This window comes from Fibrella forsythiae, from assembly GCF_017353175.1.
GTDB classification, from domain to species: Bacteria; Bacteroidota; Bacteroidia; order Cytophagales; family Spirosomataceae; genus Fibrella; species Fibrella forsythiae.
Genome location: NZ_JAFMYW010000009.1, coordinates 224839 through 250999, shown reverse-complemented (window position 1 = coordinate 250999; position 26161 = coordinate 224839). Strand labels below are relative to the sequence as shown.

Annotated in this window: 18 protein-coding genes and 1 pseudogene; all 19 read right to left on the bottom strand. The window is 53.6% G+C overall.

The window, feature by feature from the left end:
• Positions 1–34: 34 nt before the first annotated feature.
• The 19 genes and pseudogenes from J2I46_RS25515 to J2I46_RS25425 all read right to left on the bottom strand — a co-directional run bounded on the left by J2I46_RS25515 (position 35) and on the right by J2I46_RS25425 (position 26158).
• Positions 35–1342 carry a flavin-containing monooxygenase gene (locus J2I46_RS25515; RefSeq protein WP_207331915.1) on the bottom strand — a complete coding sequence of 436 codons (1308 nt, stop codon included), beginning with the start codon at positions 1340–1342 and terminating at the stop codon, positions 35–37.
• A 299-nt stretch (positions 1343–1641) separates the two neighbouring features.
• Entirely contained in the window at positions 1642–1932 is a 291-nt protein-coding gene (locus tag J2I46_RS25510) for a hypothetical protein (protein WP_207331914.1), read from the bottom strand.
• 92 nt (positions 1933–2024) lie between these two features.
• On the bottom strand, positions 2025–2801 hold the full coding sequence (locus J2I46_RS25505; RefSeq protein ID WP_207331913.1) for a TIGR00266 family protein: 777 nt from the start codon (positions 2799–2801) through the stop codon (positions 2025–2027).
• 141 nt (positions 2802–2942) lie between these two features.
• Positions 2943–3299 (bottom strand): annotated as a pseudogene (locus J2I46_RS25500) (DUF6855 family protein); the annotation flags it as partial.
• 113 nt (positions 3300–3412) lie between these two features.
• The gene (locus J2I46_RS25495) at positions 3413–3928 is read right to left on the bottom strand and encodes a GNAT family N-acetyltransferase (protein ID WP_229379947.1); all 516 of its coding nucleotides are present in this window, start codon (positions 3926–3928) and stop codon (positions 3413–3415) included.
• 29 nt (positions 3929–3957) lie between these two features.
• Positions 3958–4548 (bottom strand): hypothetical protein, encoded by a 591-nt coding sequence (locus J2I46_RS25490; RefSeq protein ID WP_207331912.1) that lies wholly within the window; start codon positions 4546–4548, stop codon positions 3958–3960.
• A 42-nt stretch (positions 4549–4590) separates the two neighbouring features.
• Entirely contained in the window at positions 4591–5484 is an 894-nt protein-coding gene (locus J2I46_RS25485; RefSeq protein ID WP_207331911.1) for an NmrA family NAD(P)-binding protein, read from the bottom strand.
• Positions 5485–5577: 93 nt separating this feature from the next.
• Positions 5578–6657 carry an endo-1,4-beta-xylanase gene (locus tag J2I46_RS25480; protein WP_207331910.1) on the bottom strand — a complete coding sequence of 360 codons (1080 nt, stop codon included), beginning with the start codon at positions 6655–6657 and terminating at the stop codon, positions 5578–5580.
• A 108-nt stretch (positions 6658–6765) separates the two neighbouring features.
• Positions 6766–7812, bottom strand: a complete 1047-nt coding sequence (locus tag J2I46_RS25475) for a glycoside hydrolase family 43 protein (protein ID WP_207331909.1) — start codon at positions 7810–7812, stop codon at positions 6766–6768.
• A 69-nt stretch (positions 7813–7881) separates the two neighbouring features.
• Entirely contained in the window at positions 7882–8733 is an 852-nt protein-coding gene (locus J2I46_RS25470) for a pirin family protein (protein ID WP_207331908.1), read from the bottom strand.
• 57 nt (positions 8734–8790) lie between these two features.
• The gene (locus tag J2I46_RS25465; protein WP_207331907.1) at positions 8791–9603 is read right to left on the bottom strand and encodes an SDR family NAD(P)-dependent oxidoreductase; all 813 of its coding nucleotides are present in this window, start codon (positions 9601–9603) and stop codon (positions 8791–8793) included.
• Positions 9603–11726: an alpha-glucuronidase family glycosyl hydrolase gene (locus J2I46_RS25460; RefSeq protein ID WP_207331906.1), complete on the bottom strand. Its 2124-nt coding sequence runs from the start codon at positions 11724–11726 to the stop codon at positions 9603–9605. Before J2I46_RS25460 ends, J2I46_RS25465 begins: the two co-directional genes overlap by 1 nt.
• A 174-nt stretch (positions 11727–11900) precedes the next feature.
• On the bottom strand, positions 11901–13277 hold the full coding sequence (locus J2I46_RS25455) for a glucuronyl esterase domain-containing protein (RefSeq protein WP_207331905.1): 1377 nt from the start codon (positions 13275–13277) through the stop codon (positions 11901–11903).
• Between the two features lie 120 nt (positions 13278–13397).
• Positions 13398–16298 (bottom strand): glycosyl hydrolase 115 family protein, encoded by a 2901-nt coding sequence (locus J2I46_RS25450; RefSeq protein ID WP_207331904.1) that lies wholly within the window; start codon positions 16296–16298, stop codon positions 13398–13400.
• A 113-nt stretch (positions 16299–16411) separates the two neighbouring features.
• Positions 16412–17689, bottom strand: a complete 1278-nt coding sequence (locus J2I46_RS25445; RefSeq protein WP_207331903.1) for a mandelate racemase/muconate lactonizing enzyme family protein — start codon at positions 17687–17689, stop codon at positions 16412–16414.
• A 131-nt stretch (positions 17690–17820) separates the two neighbouring features.
• Positions 17821–18771 (bottom strand): RraA family protein, encoded by a 951-nt coding sequence (locus tag J2I46_RS25440; RefSeq protein WP_207331902.1) that lies wholly within the window; start codon positions 18769–18771, stop codon positions 17821–17823.
• Between the two features lie 276 nt (positions 18772–19047).
• On the bottom strand, positions 19048–20973 hold the full coding sequence (locus J2I46_RS25435) for a sialate O-acetylesterase (RefSeq protein ID WP_207331901.1): 1926 nt from the start codon (positions 20971–20973) through the stop codon (positions 19048–19050).
• A gap of 149 nt (positions 20974–21122) precedes the next feature.
• Positions 21123–22937 (bottom strand): RagB/SusD family nutrient uptake outer membrane protein, encoded by a 1815-nt coding sequence (locus J2I46_RS25430; RefSeq protein ID WP_207331900.1) that lies wholly within the window; start codon positions 22935–22937, stop codon positions 21123–21125.
• A 14-nt stretch (positions 22938–22951) separates the two neighbouring features.
• Positions 22952–26158 carry a SusC/RagA family TonB-linked outer membrane protein gene (locus tag J2I46_RS25425; protein ID WP_229379946.1) on the bottom strand — a complete coding sequence of 1069 codons (3207 nt, stop codon included), beginning with the start codon at positions 26156–26158 and terminating at the stop codon, positions 22952–22954.
• Positions 26159–26161 lie beyond the last annotated feature (3 nt).

Here is a 26161-nt window from a genome sequence, read left to right as displayed (position 1 = left end):
CTTACACTATCAGTTATCAGGCCAAAAAAGTTCGCTATGGTCTATAGACATATGTCCGAAGTTCCTTTTCAATACTTCGTTTATACGGGTGAAAATCTACCTGAAGCGTATGCCGGGCCGATGGTTTATACCGCCGACTGTTCCGGCGAGCCTCTTGCCGGATCGACCTTAGCATGGTGGCGCGATCGGGTAGCCTGCACGCACCGGCAATCAAGCCGGCAATCCAATTGGCCTGTGCTTCGGCCAGCGGCATGATTGCCCCCAGCGGTTGTACCAGCCCCTGAAAGTATAGCCCCGGAAAATCGGGATGCACCACCCGCCGGTACAACTGCAGATCGTTGTTGGCTTCCACGTTGATAAAACCCGATTTGAAGAACGGGAACGACACGGAATAGCCCGTGGCATACACGATCATATCGAACGAGTCGCTGGTACCATCGGTAAAGGTCACGTCGCTTCCATCGAAGGTCTGAATGTTGGGTTTAAACCTGATCAGGCCCCGGCCAGCCAGGTTCAGAAGATCCTGTGAAATGGTTGGGTGCTCGCTGAGCAGCGGACGATCTGGTACAGGTACGCCATAATCCTGCTGCCGCCCCCGCGCCAATTGCAACGATACACGGAGTAACAGACGCTGGATGGCCAGTGGTAGATTGGCGGTAAAGGAATTGGCCAGCGAGTCGAAGGGCACGCTCATCAACCAGTTCGGAATGATATAAGCGCCGCTCCGCGTTGAAATCACCACGCGGTTGCCGCTGTATTGGCGAGCCGCTTCGCAAGCAATATCAACTGCCGAGTTGCCAATACCGACGATCAGCAGGTTTTTACCCCGTATCTGCTCGGGCGTCTTGTAATCGTGAGAATGAATGACCTCGCCGGTGAACGTACCTGGAAAAGCCGGGGCAGGGTAGCGCGGATGCCAGTGATGGCCATTCGAGACAATAACGTGCTGGTAAGTTCGGGTACGTCCGTCGCTGGTACGTATCTGGTAGGAGCCCGACTCGCTGCGGCTGACGTCCTCTACTGACGTGTTGAATGTAATTTTATCGGCCACGCCGAAATGCCGTACATATTCCTCAAAATAGCGGATGATCTGGCTGTGATGCGGGAACATGGGATAATCGGCTGGCATCGGGAAATCGCTATAGGCCATCACGTTCCGGTTTGTATTGATATGCAGTGATTTATAAGCCGACGACATACCATTATCATTACCGTACCGCCAGTTTCCACCAATAGCCGACCCTTTCTCGAAACAGTCGAAAGCAATGCCATGCTGGTGCAGCACTTTAGCCGCCGAAATACCAGACGAACCCGCCCCGATTATACAGGCAGTAGCGATCATACGTGCGTCTTTAAGCAGGTAAATTTAACCTGATAACCATGCAACAAACAGTGTACCGAAAGCCACACAAAATAGCCTTATTTCAAGAAACCATTTTCCATTTAGACGATCAAAGGTACAACTTTCGCTATATAAGTCTATAGAGCAGCTATCTGTTTGCTTACGTATTTTTCCTTATAACGGCTTCAAAGCCATCACGCCATGTACGTCGGGGCGCAGCATGATGGCTCTGGTAAACGCACAAAAAAGCCGGATCGACGACCCGGCCTGGTACTTATGAAACGCTATGCATTTCCTGTTTACACATTCACATCGGCCAGTTCTTCTTCCCGAACAGGCTGCCCCATCAGCGTGGCAAACCGGTTGATATTGAATGTCGGCTCAAACCAGATCTCGCCCAGTACCGGGTGTTTAACAGGTACGTCGGGGTTCTGAATTTCGGCCAGTAGCACGCCGGTGTCGCCAGTTGTATGTTGTTTTACCTGCCGAATGGTGTACAGTGTATCACGCTTCGGCGTTTTCACGCCAAACTCAGCGTAAAAGGCCAGTACCGGGGCCGGAAAATTGTCGTTCGTGCAAATAACTTCCATTACAATGTATCGATATGCTCTTAAAAACGGAGGGAATGGCCCGAAAGTTCAGGCCGGCGCGCTGGCAGACGATAACACACCGGCTTATGAACTTATTCAAACAGGTTGCCTAACTGACCCAGCACAGAGCCTGCTTCCTTATTGGCCTGACCACCCGCCGGCGACAGGCGTTGCACCAGTTTCGAGATCGGCATCGACTGGATCCAGACGCGGCCGGTACCACGCAGCGTGGCCAGGAACAAGCCCTCACCGCCAAATACCATGCTGCGCAGCCCGCCAGCCCGCTCGATGCTGAAATTGATCTGCGGCTCAAACGCCACCACACAACCGGTATCCACCCGCAGGGTTTCGTTGTTCAACTGCTTTTCCATCACTACGCCGCCCGCATGTACAAAGGCCATTCCGTCGCCCATCACTTTGGCGAGAATGAACCCTTCGCCTCCAAACAGGCCGGTGCCAAACCGCTGATTGAAGTGAATACCCAGCCGCGTTCCCAATGCTGCGCAGAGGAAACCGTCTTTCTGCACAATCAACGTATTCTGGTAAATGCTGCCCAGATTGATCGGCATTACCGTGCCGGGATAAGGCGCTGCAAAGGCCACTTTTCGCTTGCCAGTTCCCCGGTTGGTGAAGTGAGTCATAAACAGTGATTCGCCCGTGATGAGGCGGGTACCTGCCTGCAATAACTTGCCCATGAATCCCTGATCGGGTTGTGAGCCATCGCCCATTTTGGTTTCGAAAACGATGCCGTCTTCCATGAAAAGCATGCTGCCCGCTTCGGCAATCACGGTTTCGTTGGGGTCGAGTTCAATCTCAACCACCTGAATGTCTTCACCAATGATTTTGTAATCAATCTCGTGTGAGGTCATGGTCTGTGCCAGGATTTATTTGTGTATTCGAAAACTACCTGCCTTTCTCTAACAGACCGCCAAAATCTTGACAAACGGGCAAAATAAAATCCGCAGCGGTTTCACGGCGGTTCTGTATAAGCGGGTTAGCGAACGCGCTCATTACAGAGCGCGCATTTTGTTGCCTTTGGGGTTGTGGGTTAGTTTAGCAAGCCCCAGTTTCTCCATGAGCGGCGGCACATACATACCAAACCGGCCACGGAGGCCCTTTTTCAGGCCATACCACCCCCCAACCGGATTACTTTCAGACCGTCCCCAAGCCTCTACGGTGCCTTCTTTGGCGGGCTTCTGCTCATCGGCGCTACCGAGTTCCATCCAATCGCCGTGCTGTTTCAACATGGTGTGCAAGTCAGCCAGGCATTGATACTCATAAAGTAATACCGTTTTCCCAACGGTGCATACCAGCACGTCTTTGCCGTCTTTCGCATCGCGGTGCATGGTGTAGTCAGCTGATTGCGGGGGCGTTTTTAGCCGCTACGGGTTCTCTTTCGTTCCTTCTTCGATTGCCATAAGCTGGTAGCGTTGGGAGGTAATACTCCTGAAAGCACAGGCGCCAGCTTATTTCATCGTGGCTAAACCCGTTGATTATCGAACAGCATCAGTTCTTCATTTGTAGTCGGCGCCTGAATCATTTGCCTGAAAGTCAGCCCAATCTTCTTCAACAGCTTTATGGATGGCTCATTGGCCGGCAATACGATTCCGGAGATAACGGGTATGTTCAGCGTGTGTGTCGCATAATCTATTGTTGCCTCGGCGATCTCGAAGGCGTAGCCTTTTCCGGCATAATCGGGCAAGAGGGCAAACCCAATATCGGGAGTTTCCAGCGTATCGCGTTTGATGATACCGCACATACCGATAGGCGTCTGATCAACTTTCCGTTCGATCAGATACAAACCAAACCCGTTGGCTTCATAGCTGGCCAGCGGCCCGTTCAGCAGGTACGTCTCTGCCTGTGCCACTGTTCTGATCTGTCTGTCGCCAATGTTTTTCAGCCAACCGGGACTGTTGACAAGTTCAACAATAAACGGCGCGTCGCTTGTTGCCAATCGACGAAGCACCAGCCGGTCTGTTTCTAAGATGTGGGTCATGGTAGCGTTTTCGATTGCGCCTTTTCCGGTCAATCCCGGTACTCTTCAGAGAAATGATAGACCGTCTCCGTCGCTTTATCAAACGCCAGAAGATGACTGAACGGAAATCGGTTACACCGATAATAAGCCAGCCTATTACCTTGTCTGACCTTATAAAAGAAGTCCAGTTTATTTCTAACGGCTGGAAATTTGGCTTCAATATACACCAGGTGTTTGTTCATCTCAGACGAGTCAGTTTTGACATATGACTTATCGGAGATACTGAGTCGTTGTGTTGGTAAGGTTTCGATGAACTTCAGCAGCGTGTCCTGATCCGCTTTATAGGTCAGAAAGCGTTGGTAGAAGCCGGGGGGTATGTCAATCAGCAGACCATCTATTTCCTGGATATGCAGGCTGTCCCGTTTCCCGAAACAAGCCTGGAAACTAAACGTTTGGGTTGTGGTCAATTTGCCAGCTACTGCTTCGGCCCCCGATTGCAAGGCCGCGCTGCCTTTCTTTTTAGCCTTTGCAATAGACGCCTCAAGCATTTCACGCCCTTTATCTTTTGCCCGCTGGCACGACGTCAGAACGATCACCAACATTAACAGGGTCATCCATTTCACCATCATACGTTTCGCCACAATTTGCAGAACGGTGCCAGGCCAGCCATTAGCGCCTGTTATTTACAAATTTTTCTGATGCGCCGTTAGCACGTCTTTGATCGTTGTCCAGCGGATCGATGGATACCGGTCGTTATCGAGTCCATCGAGCCGGGCGCGTTTATCGATCATGTTGCGCATGTACTGCATGCCCTGCCAGGCGGGATAGAGTTCGCCTTCGCCGGGGGCTACCGTTTGGGCAACTTTGATTAGACCACTCAGCACGATTGGACTACCAGCCCGGAAAAGCCGGTATTTATCACCAGTCAGGTTGCTCACCACGTCTTTAATTTGCCGGGGACTGATCTGATCGCCAGCGATATAGAGATAGCGCGGCGTAGTTGAGTCGAGGGCGGCGTTGGCAGTAAACTCGGCGGTGTTATCCATCGTGGTAAAGCCCATCCGGTGGTCAGCATCGCCCCAGTACAGCACCAGTTTGGGCTTGAACAGAATGAGCGGCATCGCTCCGGTGATCAATTCGGCAAAGGCACCGTTGAAGATGGTTGTGGCCTTGATTGGCGCTTTGGCCAGGTACGTATGAAAGTCGCGACGAAGGTCGAGGTTGCGGTTTTCGCCGTCGGAAAAGCGGGTAAAGTCTAACGAATAATCGGAAGGAATAAAGCGCGGTACACCCGCCGCCACGGCCGCATCGAGCAGTACGTTTTGGGTGCCGATGATCGTATCGCGGAAGCCAGCTAAGACCGAAACAACGCAGGAAACTCCTTTACAAGCGGTGGTAACCTCGGCCAAGTTGTTCATATCGACCCTAAATACGGTCACGCCCAGTTGCTCCAGCGCCTTTACTTTATCAGGATCGCTACTCGTCCGAACAACCGCCCGCACGTCAGCCCCTTTAGCCAATAACGCTTTCACGATTCGTCCACCTAAATCGCCCGTTGCTCCTGCCAGTAGTATCATGCTTCCTTTTGTTTGCTCTTATAACCCTGTCAGGTACGTTATGGCTTATTAAAACCTATAAGGTCTCTAAAGACCTTATAGGTTTGGCTTTTCTTAGAACTTCACAACCTCAGCAAATGCCTTTTTGGGTTGGTAGTTCTGATCGAATAACAGCGGGAAATCTTTGCGGTTGGGCACAGGGAATGAATCGAGCCACGAGTACTTGTCGGAGAGGTTCCAGAAGGTGACGCCGGTGAGCTGATCTTTGTGCTTGCGGAACACCTCGAACAACATCTTGTACTGAGCGGCCTGCTTATCGTTCATCGCCGAGGTAAACTCGCTGCGGTCAGTATCTCGCCGCTCACGACGTTCGTGCTCTTTCGGGTAAACCGACATATCCATTTCGGTGATCTGCACCTTCAGGCCCAGACTGGCGAAGCGATTGATCGACTCTTCCATTTCCTGTTTCGTGGGTTCGTAGATCGACCAGTGGCCCTGCAAACCAACGCCGTTGATGGGCACGCCTTTGTCTTTCAGCCTCTTTACCAACTGGTAGATCTTGTCCCGTTTCGAGGCGCTTTCGGTATTGTAATCGTTGTAGAACAGCTGCGCCGACGGGTCGGCGGCGTGGGCGTATTCAAAGGCTTTTGCGATGTAATCTTCGCCGATGATCTCGTAGAATTTCGATTTCCGGTAGATGGCATTACTGGTGTCAGGCACGGCTTCATTTACAACATCCCAGGCGTAGATTTTGCCTTTGTAGCGCCCAACGACGTCGGTGATGTGCTGCTTCATCCGGGCCAGCAGTACCTCGCGGGTTACCTGCTTACCGGTCGAATCGGTGAAGAACCAGCGTGGCGTCTGGTTATGCCAACACAGCGTATGGCCACGAACCAGCAGTTTGTTTTGCTGGGCAAAGTCGACAATGGCATCAGCGTCTTTCCAGAAGTAGCGTTTTTCTTCCGGGTGGATCGGCCCCATTTTCATGGCGTTTTCGGGCGTCAGGCTACTGAACTGGGCCTTGATCAGATCGGCATCCGGGCCGGGCTGCACCATCCGCGGGTTCACGGCCACACCAATCGGGAAGTAGTTGGCGTAATAGTCTTTCAACCCCTTCTGCGACTGCGCGGGCGCTACACCAATAGAACCAGCCAGCAACAGGGCGAAGCAGCGGAATGTCAGTTTGTTTTTCATAGCCGGATTTGGGATTTGGGACGTCGGATTTGGGATTTGCTCCGCTTGATACAGTTCCGAACCTAGCGGAGCAAATCCCAAATCCGACATCCCAAATCCGACATCTTATTACTTATACGCTTCAATCGTTTTGATCGTGCCGTCGGCGTTATAAGTCAGCTCGGTCACTTTCACGTTGCGCAGGTGCGTTTTGCCTGAGAGTTGTACATCATGGTAAAAGATGTACCATTTAGGACCGATTTGCACAATGGAGTGATGGTTGGTCCAGCCCTGAACGGGTTTCAACACTACGCCCTGATACTTGAACGGACCGTATGGGTTATCGCCGATGGCGTAGCAGATGTTGTGGGTGTCGCCAGTCGAATACGAGAAATAGTACTTTCCGTTGTATTTGTGAATCCATGCGGCCTCAAAAAAGCGCTTGTCATTGTCTTTTTCGTGGAATGGCTTTCCGTTAGCGTCAACAACCTGCAGTTCACGCACAGGCTCGGCGAATTCCTTCATATCGGCGCTTAGGCGGGCAACGCGGGGTTGATAAGCCAGTTCATCGGGCTTTTTCAAGGCCCCTTTCGCATCGTATTTATTGCCGGTCCAGCGCTGAAGCTGACCACCCCAGATGCCGCCGAAATACAGGTACGATTTGCCGTCGGTATCCTGAAAAACAGTTGGGTCGATGCTATAGCTGCCTTTGATCGGCGCTGGCTCAGGCTTGAATGGCCCGGTCGGCTTCTTGCTCGTGGCTACACCGATCCGGAAAATATCTCCTTTGTCTTTCACCGGGAAGTACAAGTAGTACGTCCCGTTTTTATAGGTTGCATCGGGTGCCCAAAGCTGCCGTCCAGCCCACGGAATATCTTTGATATCCAGCGCCACACCATTGTCGGTGACCTTGCCACCAATTTTATCCATCGACAGAATGTGGTAATCCTTCATGGCGAAGTGCCCCCCTTCGTCATCTTCTTTTATGGCCGCATCGATGTCGTGCGAAGGGTAGATGTAGATCTTCCCGTTAAAGATATGGGCCGACGGATCAGCCGTGTAGATGTGCGATACAAGCGGCTGAGAGATCGGTTTCTTACCAGCCGACTGGCCAAATGAGGCAACCGTGCAACCCATCAGGGCTGCTGCAATGAGTAATGATTGGGTACGTTGCATAAGGGTTTTGTTTTACTTGTTTTTTTGAGGTGGGTTTCGTCATTCCGAAGAATGAGGGATGACAAAAAATCATTCACTCCAGACACCAAATTTACCGGCCTGATAATCCTGATACGCATCCATTATTTGCTGATCTGTGTTCATTACGAACGGTCCGCGCGCTACGACGGGCTCATTGAACGGCAGGGCATGACCAAACAGAAGCAGCGAATCAGTAGTGGCCGTAACATCGAGTGAATTGCCGTCGTGGTTAAACTCGGCCAGTTCACGCTGCTTCACGGCTTGTCCGTTGACGGTCAGACCACCCCGGATAAGGTAGAAGAGGATATTGCGGTTCTCAGCAACGGGCAACGACACAGCGCCGCCCGCTTTGAGGGCAATGGTGCTCAGAAACACGTCAGACAATGTGTTGAACGCGCCGGTCTGTCCATCCCACGTACCTGATACGAGGTTGACTGTCACCTTATCATTTACGGCAATGGCAGGAATGTCGTCTTTTTGCAGTCCCGAATAAGCGGGATCAGTCATTTTCAGGCGGGCGGGCAGGTTCACCCACAGTTGCAGGATTTCCAGCGGGCCTCCCTCCTTTTTGAACTCATCAGACGATACCTCGGCGTGAATCAGGCCACGGCCGGCGGTCATCCACTGCACACCGCCCTCGCTGATCACGCTTTTGTAGCCCTGCGAATCCTTGTGCATGATATCACCTTCAACAATGAACGTGACGGTCTCCATACCCCGGTGCGGGTGCGGGCCAAACGGCAGGCCGTGGTTGTTCGGGCGGTATTCCTGATAGCCGTGGTGGTTCAGAAACAGAAACGGGTCGATCTGCTGCAACTGCCGCGATGGCAACGGCGAATACGTGATCAGATCGGCGATGGGCCGGTACTCGGCCTGGTGAATTTTCCTGATGGTACGCATGGTATTGAGTTTGTAACAAACCTATAAGGTCTTTGAGACCTTATAGGTTTACATCGCCTAAAATCCAATCGAGTTGCCGCCGTCGATGGGTAGCGAGACACCGGTAACGTACCTGGAGGCTTCAGAAGCGAGGAAAACGGCCGCCCAACCAATATCCTGGGGCCTACCAAATTTCTGCATGGGCGTGCGGCTGATCACGCGCGCAAACCGGCTGGGGTCGCCGCCCATCGCCGTTTGCGTCATGGGTGTTTCGATGAAACCCGGCGCGATAGCGTTAACCCGAACACCTTTTCCCGAAAACTCAGAAGCCAGCACTTTCACCATGCCCTCGACCGCCGATTTCGACGCCGCGTATGCTACTACCCGGTCGAGGCCATAATAAGCGGCCATCGATGAGATCATGATGATCGACCCGCGTTGCCGTTCCAGCATCCGGCTGGCGCAGATTCGGGTCAGTGAAAAAACGGAATTCAGGTTGGTGTGCACAATACGATCAAAATCCTCATCTGATACGTCTACAGCGGGTTTTTTCATATTAATGCCCGCATTATTGACCAGAATATCAATTGGACCGTGGGTTGCCTCAATCGAGGAAACCAATTCTTTCAGCGAAGCCCGTTCGGCCACGTCATTTACCATATAATGGCCTTTGTCGCCAAGCTCCGCAACGGCATCGCGCAGGGGCTGCTCGCGCCGACCCGTGATCACTACCCGCGCCCCCGCCGACACCATAGAGCGGGCAATAGCGAAGCCAAGCCCCGTACCGCCGCCCGTGATGAGCGCGAGTTGGCCTTCGAGCGAGAAGACGGTGGATGCTTCTTGATTGGTATCTGGAAGGCTGATAATCTGAACTGTTTCGGCAGGAGTCATTAGCGTAATAAATAGAGGTTTACAGATTGTTTGACGTCGTCAAGCGTGCGTTCCGGCTGTTTAAAGGGCGCGGGTACGGGTTGCTTAGCAAATGATTGAAGATACAACACCCAGGCGTCGCGCCACCAGATGGCTTCGCGTTGTTGGGTAGCCAACCGGGCCGAAACATCGGCATAAATTCCGGGGTCAACAGCGCTTTTTACCGCCCCCCACTCATTCTGCATCCAGCGTACCGAGTCGGCGCCGGTGTAGAAACGGGTGCAAAGTTCGGCCCAGAGCGTACGGCCCGACGTCAGCTTTTTGTTCCAGGCCACGTGGTGAAACCAGAGCAGGTAAGGCAACGGGCAGGTTTCGGGGTTTTCCCACTGCGCGCGAACCTCAGGGCGGTATTGCGCCAGGGCATTGCTACCCGTTTCGGTGCGGTTGAAGCCGAGGCCCAGCGAATCGGCTTTATGGTAATAAACGGCCGTCCAGTCAGGTCGCGGACTGCGGTTCTGCCAGGGTTCGGGCGCAAAATGAACGCCAGTCCATGGGCGCGACAGACCGATGGGCGTATTGTAATCGACGTAGATATCGCGCGATTTCAGCATCAGGTTCGTGATGCGTTTCGCCGCCTGCGGTTCGTGCGTCAGCGTCATGTTCACCCATTCATTGGCAATGGTTTCCGACGATAAGGTATGATCCCACGCCAGCCGCCCGAACGCGTACCAGTTGGCCTGCGCCATCGGGTGACCGGTCCAGTTGCGGGCCGAACCAGCGTTGGCGACACCCGCCATCAACGTGCGCGCATAGCCATGAACACTTCCGTCGATGACCTTCGCTACGGTTGAGCCCTTGCCATTGGCATACGTATCTGCGTCCAGACATTCCTTAAACAGCGGTGCTTCGTAGACCATGTGCGTAGCAAAGCCGAGGTACTCCTGCGTAATCTGGAACTCCATGCCGAGGGGTGTTTTGGGCATGTTGCCGAACAGCGGTGAGAACGGTTCGCGGGGCTGGAAATCGATCGGGCCGTTTTTCACCTGCACAATCACCTTTTTGTCGAAAGTGCCGTCGAGGGGCGTAAACTCGTCATAAGCCGCTTTGAAACGGTCACCGTTGGGATCGGCTTTATACACGAATGCCCGCCAGATGACCACGCCGTCGTAGGGTTTCATAGCCTCGGCCAACATGTTGGCGCCATCGGCGTGGGTACGTCCGTAATCCTGCGGGCCGGGTTCGCCTTCTGAATTGGCTTTTACCAGCAGTCCACCGAAATCGGGGATTGCCTGGTACAGTTCCTTCACCTTGGCTGTCCACCAGGCACGTACCTGCGGATCGAGCGGGTCGGAGGTTTTCAGACCGCCCAATGTTTTTGGGGCCGCCCAGTACACCGACACATATACCCGAATACCATAAGGCCGCAACGCTGAGGCCACCGCTGCCACTTTCTGAATGTATTCGGCCGACATAAACCGGGCACTGGCATTCACGTTGTTGACCGTCATGCCATTGATGCCGATGGAGGCGTTAGCGCGGGCGTAATCGCGGTAGCGCGGGTCGATGCGTTCGGGCAGTTCATACCACTTCCAGAGCGACTGACCGGCATAACCCCGTTCAACGGTACCATCGACATTATCCCAGTGATTCAACATCCGGTATTGCACTCTCGGGCTGCTCGTCACCGACAGTCGGTCGATAGGCTGGCCGGTCTGCATCTGACGGAGCAAGGCAAACGCTCCGTACAGCACCCCGGCATCGGTTTTGCCTGAGATCATGATGTTTCCGGCGTTGATGGCAATCTGGTAGCCTTCGTTATTCATCGCCGATCCTCCCGCGCCCGCCGAAACCGCGAGTACAATACCGCCTTTCCGACCGGCCGCGCTGGTGACTACTGGCACGGTCTTACCCAGCAGACCCGTCAACCCCAGTTGCAATTCGTCGGCCGCCGATTTCAGAATAGGCGAGTTGCCCGTCATGGCAATAAACTGCGCTGCCTGGGCATACGCCTGCCGTTTAGGTACGTTGGTGATCAGGTCATATTTCAGCCAAAGCCGGTATCCATCGTCGCCGGTGGGCGGTGTTTGTGCGTAGCTAAACGTGGTGGTTAGCAAAAGGGTGAATAGCCAGTGGTATCTTTTCATTAGAATGGGTACTTGTATTCATTGGGAATATGGATGGTGATTTGCGCTGTGTTGCTGACACATGGCCCTTCGACCGCAGCGGCGGACCGCTCCGCTCAGGGTGACAATCCCACTCAAGTTGGTCATTCACATTCATGCGTCAGCAACACAGCGCCAAAAGCAACTAAGCTATCGTCACTTCACTTTCATGTATCGATCGGCGTATTGCAGAAAGGCGGGCCAGTTGGGCACGGTGGTGTGACCGCCGCTATGTTGCCGGTACGCAATCTCGCCACTGTCTACGGCCACTTCCTGAGCGGGATATTCCGTTGTCCCCAGGCCTTTTTTGCCAAGCAGTTCGTAGACCGGACCCGCGTATACACCGCCTAAAAACATGCCTTTTGCATCGAGCCAACGGCCTTCCACGTCGGGTGAGCCAGAGCTGATGAAGACCGGACGAGGTGCGCAAAGGGCAACCAGTTCATGCGAATCAACGGGTAGATCGTTTGGCGTGAGTGGTCCGGCGTACTTGATGAAGTTGCCGGCCATCCAGTGATATTCGGCTGAACTGGCTACGTTCTCGACCTGCTCACCATAGAGCCGACGATGAAGTTTTACGCCTCCTTCGCCCGACGAGCCAATGAACCCGATGGCGAAGCGAGGTTCGTAGGCCATCGCCACCACTGCCGCCTTGCCGTAGCGCGACAAACCTTCAATGCCTACCTGCCTGGCGTCTACGTCTTTGTCGGTTTCGAAGTAATCAAGGGCGCGGCTCGCTCCCCACGCCCAGGCCCGCAGGGCACCCCAATCATCAGGTTTCCGGCGTCCCCCCTTGTTAACCAGACCGATAATGCCTTCGGTGAGGCCCGCGCCGTTATCGGCCTGGTAACTGGTTGGCACCAGCAAAGCGTACCCCCACCCTTTTTTCAGCAGTTGCTGCTGCCAGGTTAAGGCCACCGGCGCGGTAGACGATGTGGGCGGCTGTGGCATTCTGAAACCGGCCGGAAACTTGAAAATGAACTCCATCATGACGGGTACCTGGCCGGTGGCAGTGGCTGGGGTAGCCAACGTCAGATCGATATCAACGTTGATGGCTGGGTACGTTGCGTTATCGACGTGGCCAATCAGCTTTTTCAGCTTAATCGGGTAGCTGCCATCCATGGTATCTTTTGTGCTCACCACTTCCCAACGCACACCAGGTACGTTGGCGGGCATTCGGCCATACACTTCCCGGTCAAAATCCTCCACGATTTCGGGGCGGCGCTTCTGCCACCAGTCTTTCGCCGACTTTACCTTATTGCCGTTTTTCAGCACCAGCGGATCGGGCAGCGACGTGTAGGGACTAGCCTTGCTTTCATCGGCATTGGCAGCGTTGGGCGCTTTCGGATTACCCGACGGACCTGGCCGCAACTCCTTGATGTTGAGTTGCGCCATCATGGCCTGATGGTCGGCCTGCGTTTTGCGCTGCTGACGGGCCATAAGGCTATCCTGCTCAGGCGTTCGCGGGCCAAATTGAGCGAGCAGCGAGACGGGCAGGCTCAACAGCAGGCTACTGACGAGTAATCGCTTCATCGGATTCATGTTTATGTTAATTGTCATTAGGCTTTGCTGTCATTAAGTGGTCATTCGTTGTTAAATTGACAATCAATGACTGCTTAATGACGGCGAAGCCTAATGACCATCAATGACCATCTACTTGTGAAAACTTTCGGGTGGGCCGAGGTAACTGGGCTTAGGCACGCCCCGGCTGATGACCAGCTTCTGCACCACCACTGCCGGATCGACCAGCCAGATTTTCAGGGTATGCGCGCCAGCCGTTGCCAGTGTATGTTGCGACGGCAGAATACGGATATTGTCGGCCACCGATTTCTCCCACCGTTTGTCGGTCTCGTTTGCGTGAATATTGATCACCTGCGGCATTTCATCATCGAACGAAATGGCGTAGCGAAGACCTTTGTTGTCGTTGAAATTGAGCGAGGGCGACAGGTACGTTTGCACCTGCACGCTTCCGCTATCGGCTAGATTAACGACATATTCGAGCCGAGGCGACATGCCTGAAGGCGTCTCCACGCTCGGCGTCGTGACCGGCGATATGGTCATTCCGGAAGCAGTACGACCAACATCAGGAATCAACTGCCATTTCACCGACGCAGTTTCAACTACCCGGCTGGCGTGTTCGGCTTCAATGGAAACGTACCCATTACTTTCCACGAAACCCTTCACTTCAGCCGGTTTCGGCGACGCCAGGTTATTAGCGATGGCCTGCACCAATACGCGCTTCCCGTCTGCACTGCGAATAGCAATTTGGGTACGTTGCCTGCCTGCAGGTACGTTCTTCCAGTCGACGCTCACCAGCAGGCGGGTCTCTTTGGTAACGGTCCCGGTCGGAGCAGAGATTTTCAGCCAGGGAGCATCAGCCTGCGCCGTGTACGTAAATGGAGCCTGCCCCCGGTTGAACACGTCGATGTAAAACGATGGCTGATTGTACGGATCGAATACGGGCAAGACGGCCTGTCCCGACCTACCTGTAGCGGATTCGTCTGACGTGGCAGCACCCGGCCACCAGGCTTCGGAGCCTTCGATGGCTACGCCCATATCGGCGGTAGCCGGTACGTCGATCGTTTTTACGTCCGGCATTTTGTTCTTCTCAGGCTGCTGCCAGTAGGTGTAGCCAATGTGGGTCTGGTCCATCATGTGGCTCCACTTGCCGCCCGCCAGCGTGTCGTTGTAGAACCGGGTAATCTGCGCGTCTTTATCAAACAATTGCTTCACGCGGTCGGCACGGTCGTTGGTGATGGCGCGGCCTTGCTTAGCATACCATTGGTTCTGCCCGGCGGCCACATACAGGTCGTTCAGCGTGGCGCAGGCTTTCACCGGGTGTAGCACCAACTGGAAGTAAGCATCCTGATAGACGGCGGGCAATTGCTTACCGATCTGTTCAGCGTCGGCCAGTAATTTATTGTATTCAGCTACCACGGTTTCGGCTTCGCGGTAGTTGGTCAGGCTGTAAGTCGTTGGCGACAGCAGCTCGGGTTTCCGACGGGCGTTGTATTTCGTGTATTTCGCCAGGATATCGGCAATGGCCGCCGCGTGTTTAGATCCAAACTGTTTTTCGGCCCAGAGGCGGGTGTATTCGTCGAGTTTCGCAGCGGGCCATTTGTTGGGGTTCCAGGCGTAATCGAGGAAGAACTCGATTGGAAATTCCATCGGCTTTATGTCGCCGACGTTTACGATCCAGATACGGTCAACGCCATGTTCGTAGGCCAGGTGCATCTGCTCCCAGGTACGTGATATCGGGTTGGTGTTGAGCCATTTGTAATTACGCGGCCCACCCACATAGTCGAAGTGGTAGTAGATGCCGTAGCCACCTGCCCGTTTCGGTGCGCCAATGGCGGGAAGCTTACGCAGGTTTCCCCAGTTATCGTCGCAGAGCAGCAGCGTCACATCATCGGGCACACGCATGCCTTTGTCGTAGTAATCCTGTACTTCTTTATACAGCGCCCAAAGCTGCGGCGTTGCCGAGGCCTCTTTACCGGTTACCTCGGTCAGGATTTTGCGCTGGTCAGCCACGATCTGTTCGAGCAGCGCGGTGTTGCTTTCGCGACTCATTGGTGCATCACCGTCGCCCCGCATCCCCACGCTGACGATGCTTTCGTACTTGCCCATCCGCTGGATACCGGTTCGCCAGAAGTCGCGGAGGGCCGCGTCGTTTTTCTGGTAATTCCAGACTTGCCCTTTGTTGTAGCGGCGCCACTCATCGTGGGCCCGCATCATCGGTTCGTGGTGCGTTGTGCCGATGACCACGCCGTACTCGTCGGCCAGTTTAGGGTTCAGGGAGTCGTCATCGTAAAAGGCGTTTCCCCACATGGCGGGCCAGAGATAGTTACCCTTCATCCGGAGAATCAGCTCGAAGACATGCTCATAAAATTTATGGTTAACCCCACCAAATTTCGCCTTCGTCCAGCCCGAGAGCGCGGGGGCTTCGTCGTTGATAAAAATGCCCCGGTATTTCACGGCGGGTGTTCCCTGCGTATGCCGTCCGGGCAGTACATACAGCGCCGACTGCGATCTTACCGGCACATCGGCCCACCAGTTCCAGGGCGACACGCCGATTTGCGCCGACAGGTCATAGACGCCGAAAATGGTGCCGCGTTTGTCGCTGCCCGCAATGACCAGCGCCCGGTCAACGCCGGGAAATGGTTTCTCAACGGTTTGCGTCACGAAGGTTTCCCACTTGCCAGCCACATCGGCCACGTTGAGTTTTTTCGCCTTCACCAACTGGTCGATCAGCGGACTTTTTCCTAACGTACCTACCAGCACGATTTCCCGTCCAGCCGAAGTCGCCTCCGTCAGCAAATTAGGCTCAACGTTGGCTACTTTTTTGATGTCTGCCTGAAGGTTTTTCAGCGCCCGCGTCACGCCCGAAAAATCAGCGCTGCTGGCAACGAGTGGCGTAGCCTTTCCACTGGCAACGAGCGTAAAATACCCTCTCCCTTTCTGGCCCGACACATAAGTATCGGGGTCGATAGCAACCGCCGGGGTAAGGATGGCCAGGCCTGCCGCAAGCAGCAAAAGACGAGTTAGAAGTAGCATATAGAAAGTTGATATGTAACGTTGTATTGTTGTCACGCTCCAGGCCCATCGATTAGACGGGTCTGCCGGTGCGGCCTCCGACAGGCCCAGGACCCAGAGCGTGAAGCACCGCTTTACACGAAAAACGGCACGTCTTTCGGAGCATATTTCCGCATGCCTTCTTCGTTTATTTCTACGCCGATACCCGGTTTGTTCGACAAGGGAATGAATCCTTTTTCCACCATTGGCCCGTCGAACGTGACGATCTCTTTGAACATCGGCTCTTCATGGAAATAGATCTGCCACTCCAGAATCAGGAAGTTGGGCACCGACGCGCACACGTGGCTTGAGGCCATGGCACCCAGGTACGAGGCCACCATGTGCGGCGCGAACGGCACGTAATACAGGTTAGCGAGGTTGGCAATGCGCTGACCTTCACCCAGTCCGCCCGCTTTTTGCAGATCGGGCATGATGATATCGACGGCCCCTATTTCGAGCAGCTTCCGGAATCCATGGGCCAGGTAATGGTTTTCGCCCGCGCAGATCGGTGTGTTCGACGCCTCCCGAATCTGCTTGTAGGCTTCGGCGTTTTCGGCAGGAATCGGTTCCTCCAGAAACAGCAGGTTCAGCGGCTCCATCATCTTCGCCACGCGCCGGCCGGTAGTCATATCGTAGCGACCGTGCATGTCCACACAGATATCGACCTTGGGGCCAACGGCTTTCCGGACACCGGCAATCTGGTTGTACATCCGCTCCAGCTCACCCTGACTGGCGGTCCAGTTATAGGCGTCGTATTTGTTGGGGTCGTTGCGCTCGTCGATGTCATATTTCACGGCGTTGAAGCCCATATCGACCGCTTTTTTGGCACTTTTCCCGAACGCATCCGGGCTGGTGTCTGTCTCGCGGTAAGCGCCCGTGTCGCAGTATACCCGAATCTTGTCGCGGTATTTGCCACCCAAGAGCTGGTATACCGGCAGGCCAAGCGCTTTGCCGGTCAAATCCCACAGGGCCGTTTCAATGGCCGACAATACCGAGATGTAGATACCGGCCTGAGCGCCTTCGAAAAAGCCCGATTTACGCACATCTTCGAACAGCCGATTCACATTCAGCGGGCTTTTGCCTTTGATGCGTTCGGCCATCAGTTTCACGAGATGATACGTACCTACCGACGCATCAACGGCCTCGCCGCAGCCCCAGATACCCTGGTTGGTGTGCACTTTCACGAACAGACTATGCCCGTTGCGGGTGTAGCCACATTTAATATCGGTGATTTTAAGGTCAGACGGAGCCGACGAAAGAGGCGCGCGCTGCACGGCTGTTTCCAGCCCTTCGCCAAAGGTTGAGATCGACGTGGCAGCCAGCGCACTGGCAATAGCCCCCTTAGTTAGAAAAGAACGACGAGAAGTAGTCATGATGGTTTGCGGGTTTAGAGGATATTGGATATCGGATGTCGGATTTGGGATTGCGGATTTGCTCCGCTTAGGTTTGGACCTGTATTAAGCGGAGCAAATCCCAAATCCGCAATCCCAAATCCGACATCCATCTACCAGGTACGTGTTTTCAAAAAGTCCTGAATCTGTTCTTTCGCAACGGGTAGCTCGCTGATGTGATCATTGAGCCATTTCGAAAAATCCTTCTCAATCTCCTCCGACCAGCGGGTGTCGATCTGGCCTGATGTGTATTTGCCTTCGCGCAGACGCATATGGCTGAACATATCCCGTAGCCGAACGATCTCTGAGGTCTTGACCACCTTTTCGGCCAGATGGGGCGGAATAAAGATGACCCCGCCATCGCGACCCAATACCACGTCGCCGGGTATAACCGTTACCCGCCCAATGCGCGTCGGGTGATTCATGGCGACCAGCGTCGTGTTCAGCGCACCAGCGGGATCGTTGAGGTGGTGCGAGGGGTGGTACGACCGGAAAAACGATGTAAAACCACCCAGCTCTTTCAACCCGTCGATGTCGCGAATAGCGCCTTCATACACGATACCGTTGCCGGTTCGGGTGTAAATGTCGTTACCGAGGTTGTCGCCGATGGTAGGCCCGTCTTCATGCATGCCAAACTGATCCACCACATAGACATCGCCCTTAGTAAGCAGTGCGATAGGCCATGTATTTTGCGCCTTTATTCGACCGTCTTTCTCATGTCCCTTTTTGTCGAGAGCCCGGTGAATGTCGGGACGACCGGGCATAAACGTTGCCGTAACGGCCCGGCCCACCAGCACACTATCGGGGTTAATGAGCTGCCAGCCATCGGCATATTGAAACTTATAGTTTTCGTTACGAAGCACCGCCCACGCTTCTTCGTGCGTAACGAGCTTCATGCGTTTCAGCAGCGCGTCCGGTACTTTCGGGCGGCCATCAGCATACCGTTCGCCTTTCCATTCCGGGGTTAAAAACAGCAGTTCTTCGCGGGAAATCTGCTGCGCCAGTGATACCGTGGCAGATCCGAAGAGGCATAGCAGAAAGGCAGAGAGAAAAAATCGTTTCATAAAAGGTATAGAGGAGATTTGAATTAGTATTATCGGAAGAAAGAAATAGAATTAATACATATCTACCCTACTAAACTAACTGATTGTCAATACACCACACTTTTATGATAATCCTGTCTATATATGCTTATCCAACTGTACCGGTGACTACGCCTTGCCAGTTCTTACAGGGCATGCCATCATGAACGCATTGTCTTATGTGCATTTTAAACACGTATTTGAACTGCTTACAGACGTAACCTGCCAGCACCCGTGCAGTAACCGTCAGAAGATGGTCTACTGATCTGTTCGGAACGGCGAAGCAGGCAGGCCCTCTTTATTGTACAGATTAGCGTTAACGGGATTGTCGGCCCAGGCATAGCGTACGTATTTCGGATTGGCCACATCATCGCTCCACACTACCACTTTCCCGCCTTCTATTCTGGCGTTGGCCCACACAAATTTTTTGTCGCTACCGGCAATGGCAAATTCACCCAATGGTTCGCCATCGTTAGTGATCAAGCCACCGCCTTCGTTCGTGAAGCTGACCACGATCTTGTTGCCTTCTACGGCAGCCGACTGATACTGCGGGCCCGAATACACCAGGTTCTCGTGATATGCCGTTTTGAAAGCCGCCAACGCAAGCCGGTCACCAACGGCCTTTTTGTTGTCGGGGTGAATGTCGTTCCACTCGCCCAGATCAATCGCTACGACCATCGCCGTGTTGGGCACCGATAAGGCTTTAAGCTGTGCCTCCCGCAAAACGGCCCAACCACTTTCCGAGGGCAGGTAATTGTAGTCCATGTAGCCGGGCAGTTGTACGTACAGAAACGGCAAATTGCTTTGTTTCCATCTGGCCCGCCAGTCATTGATCAGGGCGGGCATCAACGCGGTGTATTCCTGCGGACGACCAGCGTTGCTTTCGCCCTGATACCAGCAAAACCCTTTAAGCGCGTACCCAACCTCGGGGGCGACCATGGCATTGTATAACGCCGTGGGCTGATTTTGTGCCGAAATGCCGCCACCAAAGCCACCGCCAGCCAGGGGTTTGTAAACTGTCCCAACTCTATACTGCCAGGTTCCTTTCAAGTCAACCGTATCGGCACCAGCGAACACGTAGTAGGGTTTGTCGGGCACAAAACCACCTTTACCAGCGGTGTTGGTTACCCGCACCACAAGCACGTTTTTGCCCGGCTTCAGTACGTCGGCAGGTACGTTGTATCGGCGTTGCGGATATTGGTAGGTATATCTGCCAATCTGTTTTCCGTTGATGTACAGCTCATCGGCATCCACAATCCGCCCCAGAAAAGCGCGGGCAGGTTTACCGGTCATCGAGGCCGGGATAGTGATTTCTTTCCGGTACCAGACCACCCCGTTCAGATCCTTGATACCCTGATCTTCCCAGTAGCCAGGTACGTTGATCGGTCGCCAGCCTTTAGGTACGTAGGCCGGATCATACCACTTCGTATCGCCCGACGTACCCAGATCAACCGGGGGTTGCGGGCGGTTGACACTAGCAGGTCGGCGCGACAGGCTGTTGATGTATGTCGTGTCTTTGTTCTTCTCAACCGTTGCTTTCAGAGCCGAAAAGTCGGTCAGACCTTCTTCACTCATCCAGGCTTCGATGGGCGTACCGCCTACGCTGGCGTTGATGATGCCAACAGGTACGTTATACTTTTCGTGAATGCGTTTGGCGAAGAAATACGCCACCGCCGAAAATGGCCTGACGGCCTCGCCCACGGCGGCTTTCCACTGTCCGGCGGGCAACTCCTGCTGCGGCCCCTGAAGGCTCGTGAGCGTGGGTACCCAGAACTGGCGAATCTGTGGGTAATTGGCCGTACGGATCGCATCCGCGTAGGTAACATCGTGAATATCGAGCTGATGCACCATGTTACTCTGCCCACTACAGAACCAGACATCGCCCACCAGAATATCCTTGATGGCAACGTGAGAGCTGCCGGCAATGTCCATCACGAAAGGCCCCCCTGCCGGCATGGATGGCATTTTCGTCTGCCACTTACCAGCCTGATCGGTTATTGCCTTGTATGTTTTGCCGTTGAAACGAACGGTAATTTTCTCGCCCGGCTTGTCCCAACCCCATATAGTCAGGGCGGCATCGCGTTGCAGCACCATGCCATCGCTAATGAGTTTGGGTAAACGTACCTGAGCCTGTGCGGCAACGCCAGCCCACAGTAGCAAAACAACGAGAATGGTCCGTTTCATATGTAGTTGATTGGTTGACTGGGTAATTGGTGAATTAGTTGATTGGGTAATTGGTGGATTAAGTAATTGGGCGCTACGCCGCAAATCGACCAATCTACCAATTACCCAATCAACTAATCCACCAATTACCCAGTCAACCAATTATCCAATCAATAGCCGGGATTCTGCGGGAACTTCGGTCCATCAACCACCCGATCGATTTGCGTCTGCGGAATTGGCCGGAGCATGTGGTAATCTTTGATGTAAGGGGCTGCTTCGGGGTTCCAGGCCTGTACACGGCGTACCAGCGACCGGGTACGAACCAGGTCGTGCCACCGTTGCCATTCACCGAATAACTCGCGGCTACGCTCGTCGAGAATGAAGTCAACTGTTACGTCGGCGGGCGTAATAGTCATAGCCGTTGCGGCGGCAGTGTTCTGCGTAGCCGTGTTGGTTTTCTTAAAGGCTGCCCGCTGTCTTACCACATTAAGTAGAGCAGCCGCCCGTGTTGCATCGCCTGCCTTCAGGTACGCTTCGGCACCCGTCAGGTAGACATCCGCGAAACGGTATAGTACGACAGGACGGGTTGATGGGTCGTTGAAGTTAGTCCCCCGGCTGGGGTCCATGAATTTCTTCAGCGCCGGGAAAATTCCGTTGTTCCACAAACTTGGTGGCACTACGATTCCTTTAAAGGGTCTTGTTCCGACAAACTGTGGCGCACCGGCCACTTCAAAGTCGGGCAACCAAACGGCGGTATCTGCTCCTATTACGGTGGTGTAACCAATGCCCCGTTTGTTATTGGCTGCGGTAGCCGCGTTGGTAATCGAGGTATTAGCGATATAAACCGTGTAAAACGAATTGGCAAATCGCGTGTCTACAGTTCGATTGGTAAATGCCTGATCGAGAAAATAATTTTTGCCGACATTGGCACCCGTTTTCTGTTTGTCGCTGTTTGGGCGCATCCGGATGAAGGGACGACCATACTGGGAATCCCGGATCATACCCGATGTTCCGCTGTTTACCAGTGTTCCGGCGGTATTTGTGAATGAGTTTACACCACTAGTATTGGGGTAATTCCAGTTAGTAAACCAGGGAGTCAGGTTTTGTGCAGCGCCACCAGCAGCGGCACCGCCGACTGTATAATAACCAAACTTCGGGTCGTTGATGTGGTCACTCACAAACATTGTCTCTTTCCCGTAGTCATTGGCGGGCACGAACGCATCGCCATAATCGGCCCACAAATCCAGCCCGTATGTTCCTTTATTGGCAATAATATCAGCGCAGATCGTAGCCGCCTGCGTAAAGTCAGCAGCGGTGTTATTGAGCCAGCCACGGGTTAGGTACGCTTTGGCTAACAGTAATTGAGCTACGGGTTTAGTAGCCGCTTTACCAAGGAAAGGGGCAGTTGGTGTGTTCGGCAAATCAGCCGCCGCTTCGGTCAAATCCTTAATGATCTGCTCATACACCTGAGCGGCTGGCTGGCGTGACGCGGCCTGTGAAGGCACCGTAATGAACGTGGTGTTCAGCGGTACGTCGCCCCAGGTTTGTACCAGATAGAAATACCAGAACCCACGCAGAAATTTAGCCTGCGCCAGGTATTGCTTACGGGTAGCCTCTGGCAAATCGATGGTAGCCCCGTACTGCAACACGCCGTTGAGGGTGTTGATGTCCTGGAAGGCTACGCCCCATGCTGAGCCGAAGTTACTCCCGTTGAGCCCGTTGTAGGTGTAAGCAGGCCCGCCACCCGAACTGGCACCCTGCAAAAAATCGTCAGTGCCGGCCTGCATTTCAACAGTAAACCCTTCGGTGCCCCACTGCCCACGAATGTCGTTGTAGACACCGGCAATGCCGCCCAGTACGCCGGCGGGGCTATTAAAGTAAGAGGGAACAATCTGTGACTGTGGATTCTCTTCCAGTATGTTTTCGCAGCCTGACCCTAAAAAGGCTACGAGGCCAATGGTCAACCAAACTTTTATCGTCCTCATGTTTGTCTCGAAAATTAGAATTTAAGATTTACGCCGAATGTGAATTGCCGAACAGGTGGGTTGTTCAGGTTTACAGAAATTTGGCGTTCCGGAGTTGCCCGGTTTCCCGACTGGTCATTGAGTGTTGACTGACCAGTAGCATACCCGTTCCCCTCAGGATCGATAGCCAGCTTTTGGCTTACCAGCGGTGAGTATAAAATGAGCGGATTGGTAGCGTTGAAGTACACCCTGGCCGAACTGGCACCAACCTTTTTGAGCAACTGGCTGGAGAACGTGTAGCCCAGATTGATACTCCTTACTTTAATGAATGATCCGTCATAGTAACCCAGCGTTGAGCCAAACTGAGCCACAGCACCACCGGCATCGGGAGCCGGGAAGGCGTTGGTCGGATTGGTATCTGTCCAGTAATCTGTTTTTACCTGGTTTACCCGGCCCTGGTTGAAGAAGGCGAACCCGCCCGAACCTGTAGAGTTACCAGTCAGGTAGGGCACAACCACTTTCATCCCCATCCGGGCGTAGGTCACAATAGACGCATCGAAGTTTTTGAATGTAAACCGGTTGGTGAAACCACCTTCCCATTTAGGTTGGAACGTACCTATTATCTGACGATCGGCAGGGTCGATCTTACCATCGTTATTTACGTCCTGCACTCTGATTTGACCAGGAAATTGCACCGGCGATGTTTGTTTAGCCAGCGTACCATCGCCCTGGTCAGCTGTTTGCCAGATGCCAATCTTGTTGTAGTCATAGATGACCGAAAGAGGCTGTCCAACAAACCACCCGGCACCAATATTCGACTGTTCAGCGGGTGTGGTCAGCTGGGTGATTTTTTCCCGGTTGAAGAAATAGATCACATCGGCACTCCAGTTAAAGCCGCCGGGCTTTCTAAAAATATCAAACGTCAGCGAAGTTTCCAGCCCCCGTCCCTCGGTTGCACCCAGGTTCTTCAGCGTTGAACCAGCACCATTGCTGGGGGGCAGAGGGACAGACAACAGAATGTCTTTTGTTTGCTGGAGATACCAGTCAACGGTACCCGTAATCCGATTATTCAGGAAACCGAAGTCGACACCGATATCAACCTGCGACGTTGACTGCCAACCCAAATTACTGGCAGGCAGGCTGGTAACGGTATAGGCCAACTGCTGACCAACAGCACCAACGCCGAAGTTGTAATAGCCCGCCGACAAGGCACCCAATGTCGAATAGGCCCCTACGTTCCGGTTACCGGAGATACCCCAGCCACCTCTTACTTTCAAGTTCGAAATCGCAGGAATGCTTTTCATGAATGGCTCATCAATGACGTTCCAGCCAGCACCAACGGCGGGGTAGTTGAAGTAACGGTTCTGCGGCGACAGCGTAGACGAACCATCCCGGCGCAGTGTCAACGTCAGCAGATAGCGGTCATTGAAGCTATAGTTGACCCGTCCCATATAGGAAAGCAGACCAGTTTCTTGAAACGAGTTACCAAAATCCGAGTTAGCTACGGGTTGGCCAGATGCCAGCGAGAAGTTAGACGTCTTGATATAATCGGCCGGCACCCCTGTTACTGTGAAGCGGCTTCCCAGCGAGTGGTTTTGCGTGACTTCATACAGCCCGGTAAAACCTACCTTATGCTTTCCGGCCGTTTTTTCATAATACAGCAAGTGCTGGAGGTTGATATCCCAAAACTCAGTATTGCTGATTTCGGCATTGGACGACGACTGAACCGTGGCCTGGTTAAAATACGTGAGCGGACCGCCATAGCCATTGTAGTTCGACTGGCTGAAGTTCAGGCCGGCGTTGAACCGATACCGCAGGCCGGGCAGGATGTTCCACTCGCCATACAAACTGTTGAATGTCCGCAGCGCCCGGGTACGTCCCAGATAGGCGTCTTTTTTCGTAATGATCGTCAGCGGACTTATACCAGCCGCATCGATCGAGCCTTCTGAAGGAAATATATTCACCGAGCCATCTGCGTTATAGGGAGATGCCAGGGGAGTCAACCGAACCAAGCCACCCGGTACCCCGCCGCCACCAGGCGTATTAGTGTAGGTAAGGGTGTTGAGGGTGTTTAAACCAATCTTGATGCTTTTTCCAATGCGCTGATCAATGGTGGCGCGTACGGTGTACCGTTCGAAGCTTTGGCTGGGAATGATACCCGTTTCATTGAAATAACCAATACCCAGTGAGTATTGCGTATTTTCAACGCCACCCTGCAGGCCCAACTGATGATTGGTGTTGAAACCAGGCTTATAAATCAAACCCTGCCAGTCTGTGGAAACACCAGCGGCCAGCGCCTCCTGCTCCTTTGTCGTAAGCGGATAGGCGGTGGTTCCGGGAGCTGTGCGATTGTATTTGGCAGCCTCCTGCTTGAACTGAGCATACTCAGAACCATTCATGACGTTGTATTTACCCATGATGTTCGTCACGCCGTGGTAGCCGTCGTAACTGAGAACAGGTTTGCCAATTTTACCCCGTTTAGTCGTAACCAGAATAACGCCACCTGCACCACGAGAGCCATAAATGGCCGTTGCAGACGCATCTTTCAGGATTTCCAGGTTAGCGATATCGTCCGGGTTGATGTCATTCAGACCGCCATAAGGAATTCCATCAACCACGACCAGCGGACCATCGAGACCATCGCCGTTGTTGTTACCACTCGTTAATGTGCGGTTACCACGGATACGGATAGACCCCTGCGAACCTGGCGTGGACCCGTTGCTCACGATTGTTACCCCAGCGGCGCGACCTTTCAACTGGTTGATCAGGTTAGGGGCAGGTACTTCTTTCAGCGTGGCTTCCGTCACAGACACTACTGATCCCGTTACGTCCCGCTTACGCTGCACACCGTAGCCCACGACCACTACTTCATTCAACGACTTAATATCGGAAGCCAGCGTCACATCTACCGTTGAACGGCCATTAGTAGCTACCTCCTGCGACGTGTACCCAATGAATGAAAAAACAAGCGTTCCTCCACCGGCAGGTACGTTGAGCGAATACTGACCATTGGGATCAGTTACATTACCGATCTGCGTTCCTTTCAGAACCACTGACACACCGGGTAATCCGGCCCCATTTTCGTCAATCACCCGGCCTCGTACCGGCGTTGCTGACTGAGCCAGCCCCATCAGGTGGGTACCAATGCCAAGTAGCATGGTGATGAACAAGTGCCTAACCCACAGCAGAGACGATACAGGCATCCACTGATTGGGCTTGTTTTTGCATAAAGATGTTGCCATCAT

Excerpts from the sequence above, each read along its gene's own strand:
- J2I46_RS25460 (WP_207331906.1), bottom strand. The coding sequence starts at position 11,726 with ATGAAAAGATACCACTGGCTATTCACCCTTTTGCTAACCACCACGTTT.
- J2I46_RS25450 (WP_207331904.1), bottom strand. The coding sequence starts at position 16,298 with ATGCTACTTCTAACTCGTCTTTTGCTGCTTGCGGCAGGCCTGGCCATC.
- J2I46_RS25475 (WP_207331909.1), bottom strand. The coding sequence starts at position 7,812 with ATGCAACGTACCCAATCATTACTCATTGCAGCAGCCCTGATGGGTTGC.
- J2I46_RS25430 (WP_207331900.1), bottom strand. The coding sequence starts at position 22,937 with ATGAGGACGATAAAAGTTTGGTTGACCATTGGCCTCGTAGCCTTTTTA.
- J2I46_RS25515 (WP_207331915.1), bottom strand. The coding sequence starts at position 1,342 with ATGATCGCTACTGCCTGTATAATCGGGGCGGGTTCGTCTGGTATTTCG.
- J2I46_RS25510 (WP_207331914.1), bottom strand. The coding sequence starts at position 1,932 with ATGGAAGTTATTTGCACGAACGACAATTTTCCGGCCCCGGTACTGGCC.
- J2I46_RS25425 (WP_229379946.1), bottom strand. The coding sequence starts at position 26,158 with ATGGCAACATCTTTATGCAAAAACAAGCCCAATCAGTGGATGCCTGTA.
- J2I46_RS25470 (WP_207331908.1), bottom strand. The coding sequence starts at position 8,733 with ATGCGTACCATCAGGAAAATTCACCAGGCCGAGTACCGGCCCATCGCC.
- J2I46_RS25435 (WP_207331901.1), bottom strand. The coding sequence starts at position 20,973 with ATGAAACGGACCATTCTCGTTGTTTTGCTACTGTGGGCTGGCGTTGCC.
- J2I46_RS25485 (WP_207331911.1), bottom strand. The coding sequence starts at position 5,484 with ATGATACTACTGGCAGGAGCAACGGGCGATTTAGGTGGACGAATCGTG.
- J2I46_RS25505 (WP_207331913.1), bottom strand. The coding sequence starts at position 2,801 with ATGACCTCACACGAGATTGATTACAAAATCATTGGTGAAGACATTCAG.
- J2I46_RS25480 (WP_207331910.1), bottom strand. The coding sequence starts at position 6,657 with ATGAAAAACAAACTGACATTCCGCTGCTTCGCCCTGTTGCTGGCTGGT.
- J2I46_RS25455 (WP_207331905.1), bottom strand. The coding sequence starts at position 13,277 with ATGAAGCGATTACTCGTCAGTAGCCTGCTGTTGAGCCTGCCCGTCTCG.
- J2I46_RS25495 (WP_229379947.1), bottom strand. The coding sequence starts at position 3,928 with ATGACCCACATCTTAGAAACAGACCGGCTGGTGCTTCGTCGATTGGCA.
- J2I46_RS25465 (WP_207331907.1), bottom strand. The coding sequence starts at position 9,603 with ATGACTCCTGCCGAAACAGTTCAGATTATCAGCCTTCCAGATACCAAT.
- J2I46_RS25440 (WP_207331902.1), bottom strand. The coding sequence starts at position 18,771 with ATGAAACGATTTTTTCTCTCTGCCTTTCTGCTATGCCTCTTCGGATCT.
- J2I46_RS25445 (WP_207331903.1), bottom strand. The coding sequence starts at position 17,689 with ATGACTACTTCTCGTCGTTCTTTTCTAACTAAGGGGGCTATTGCCAGT.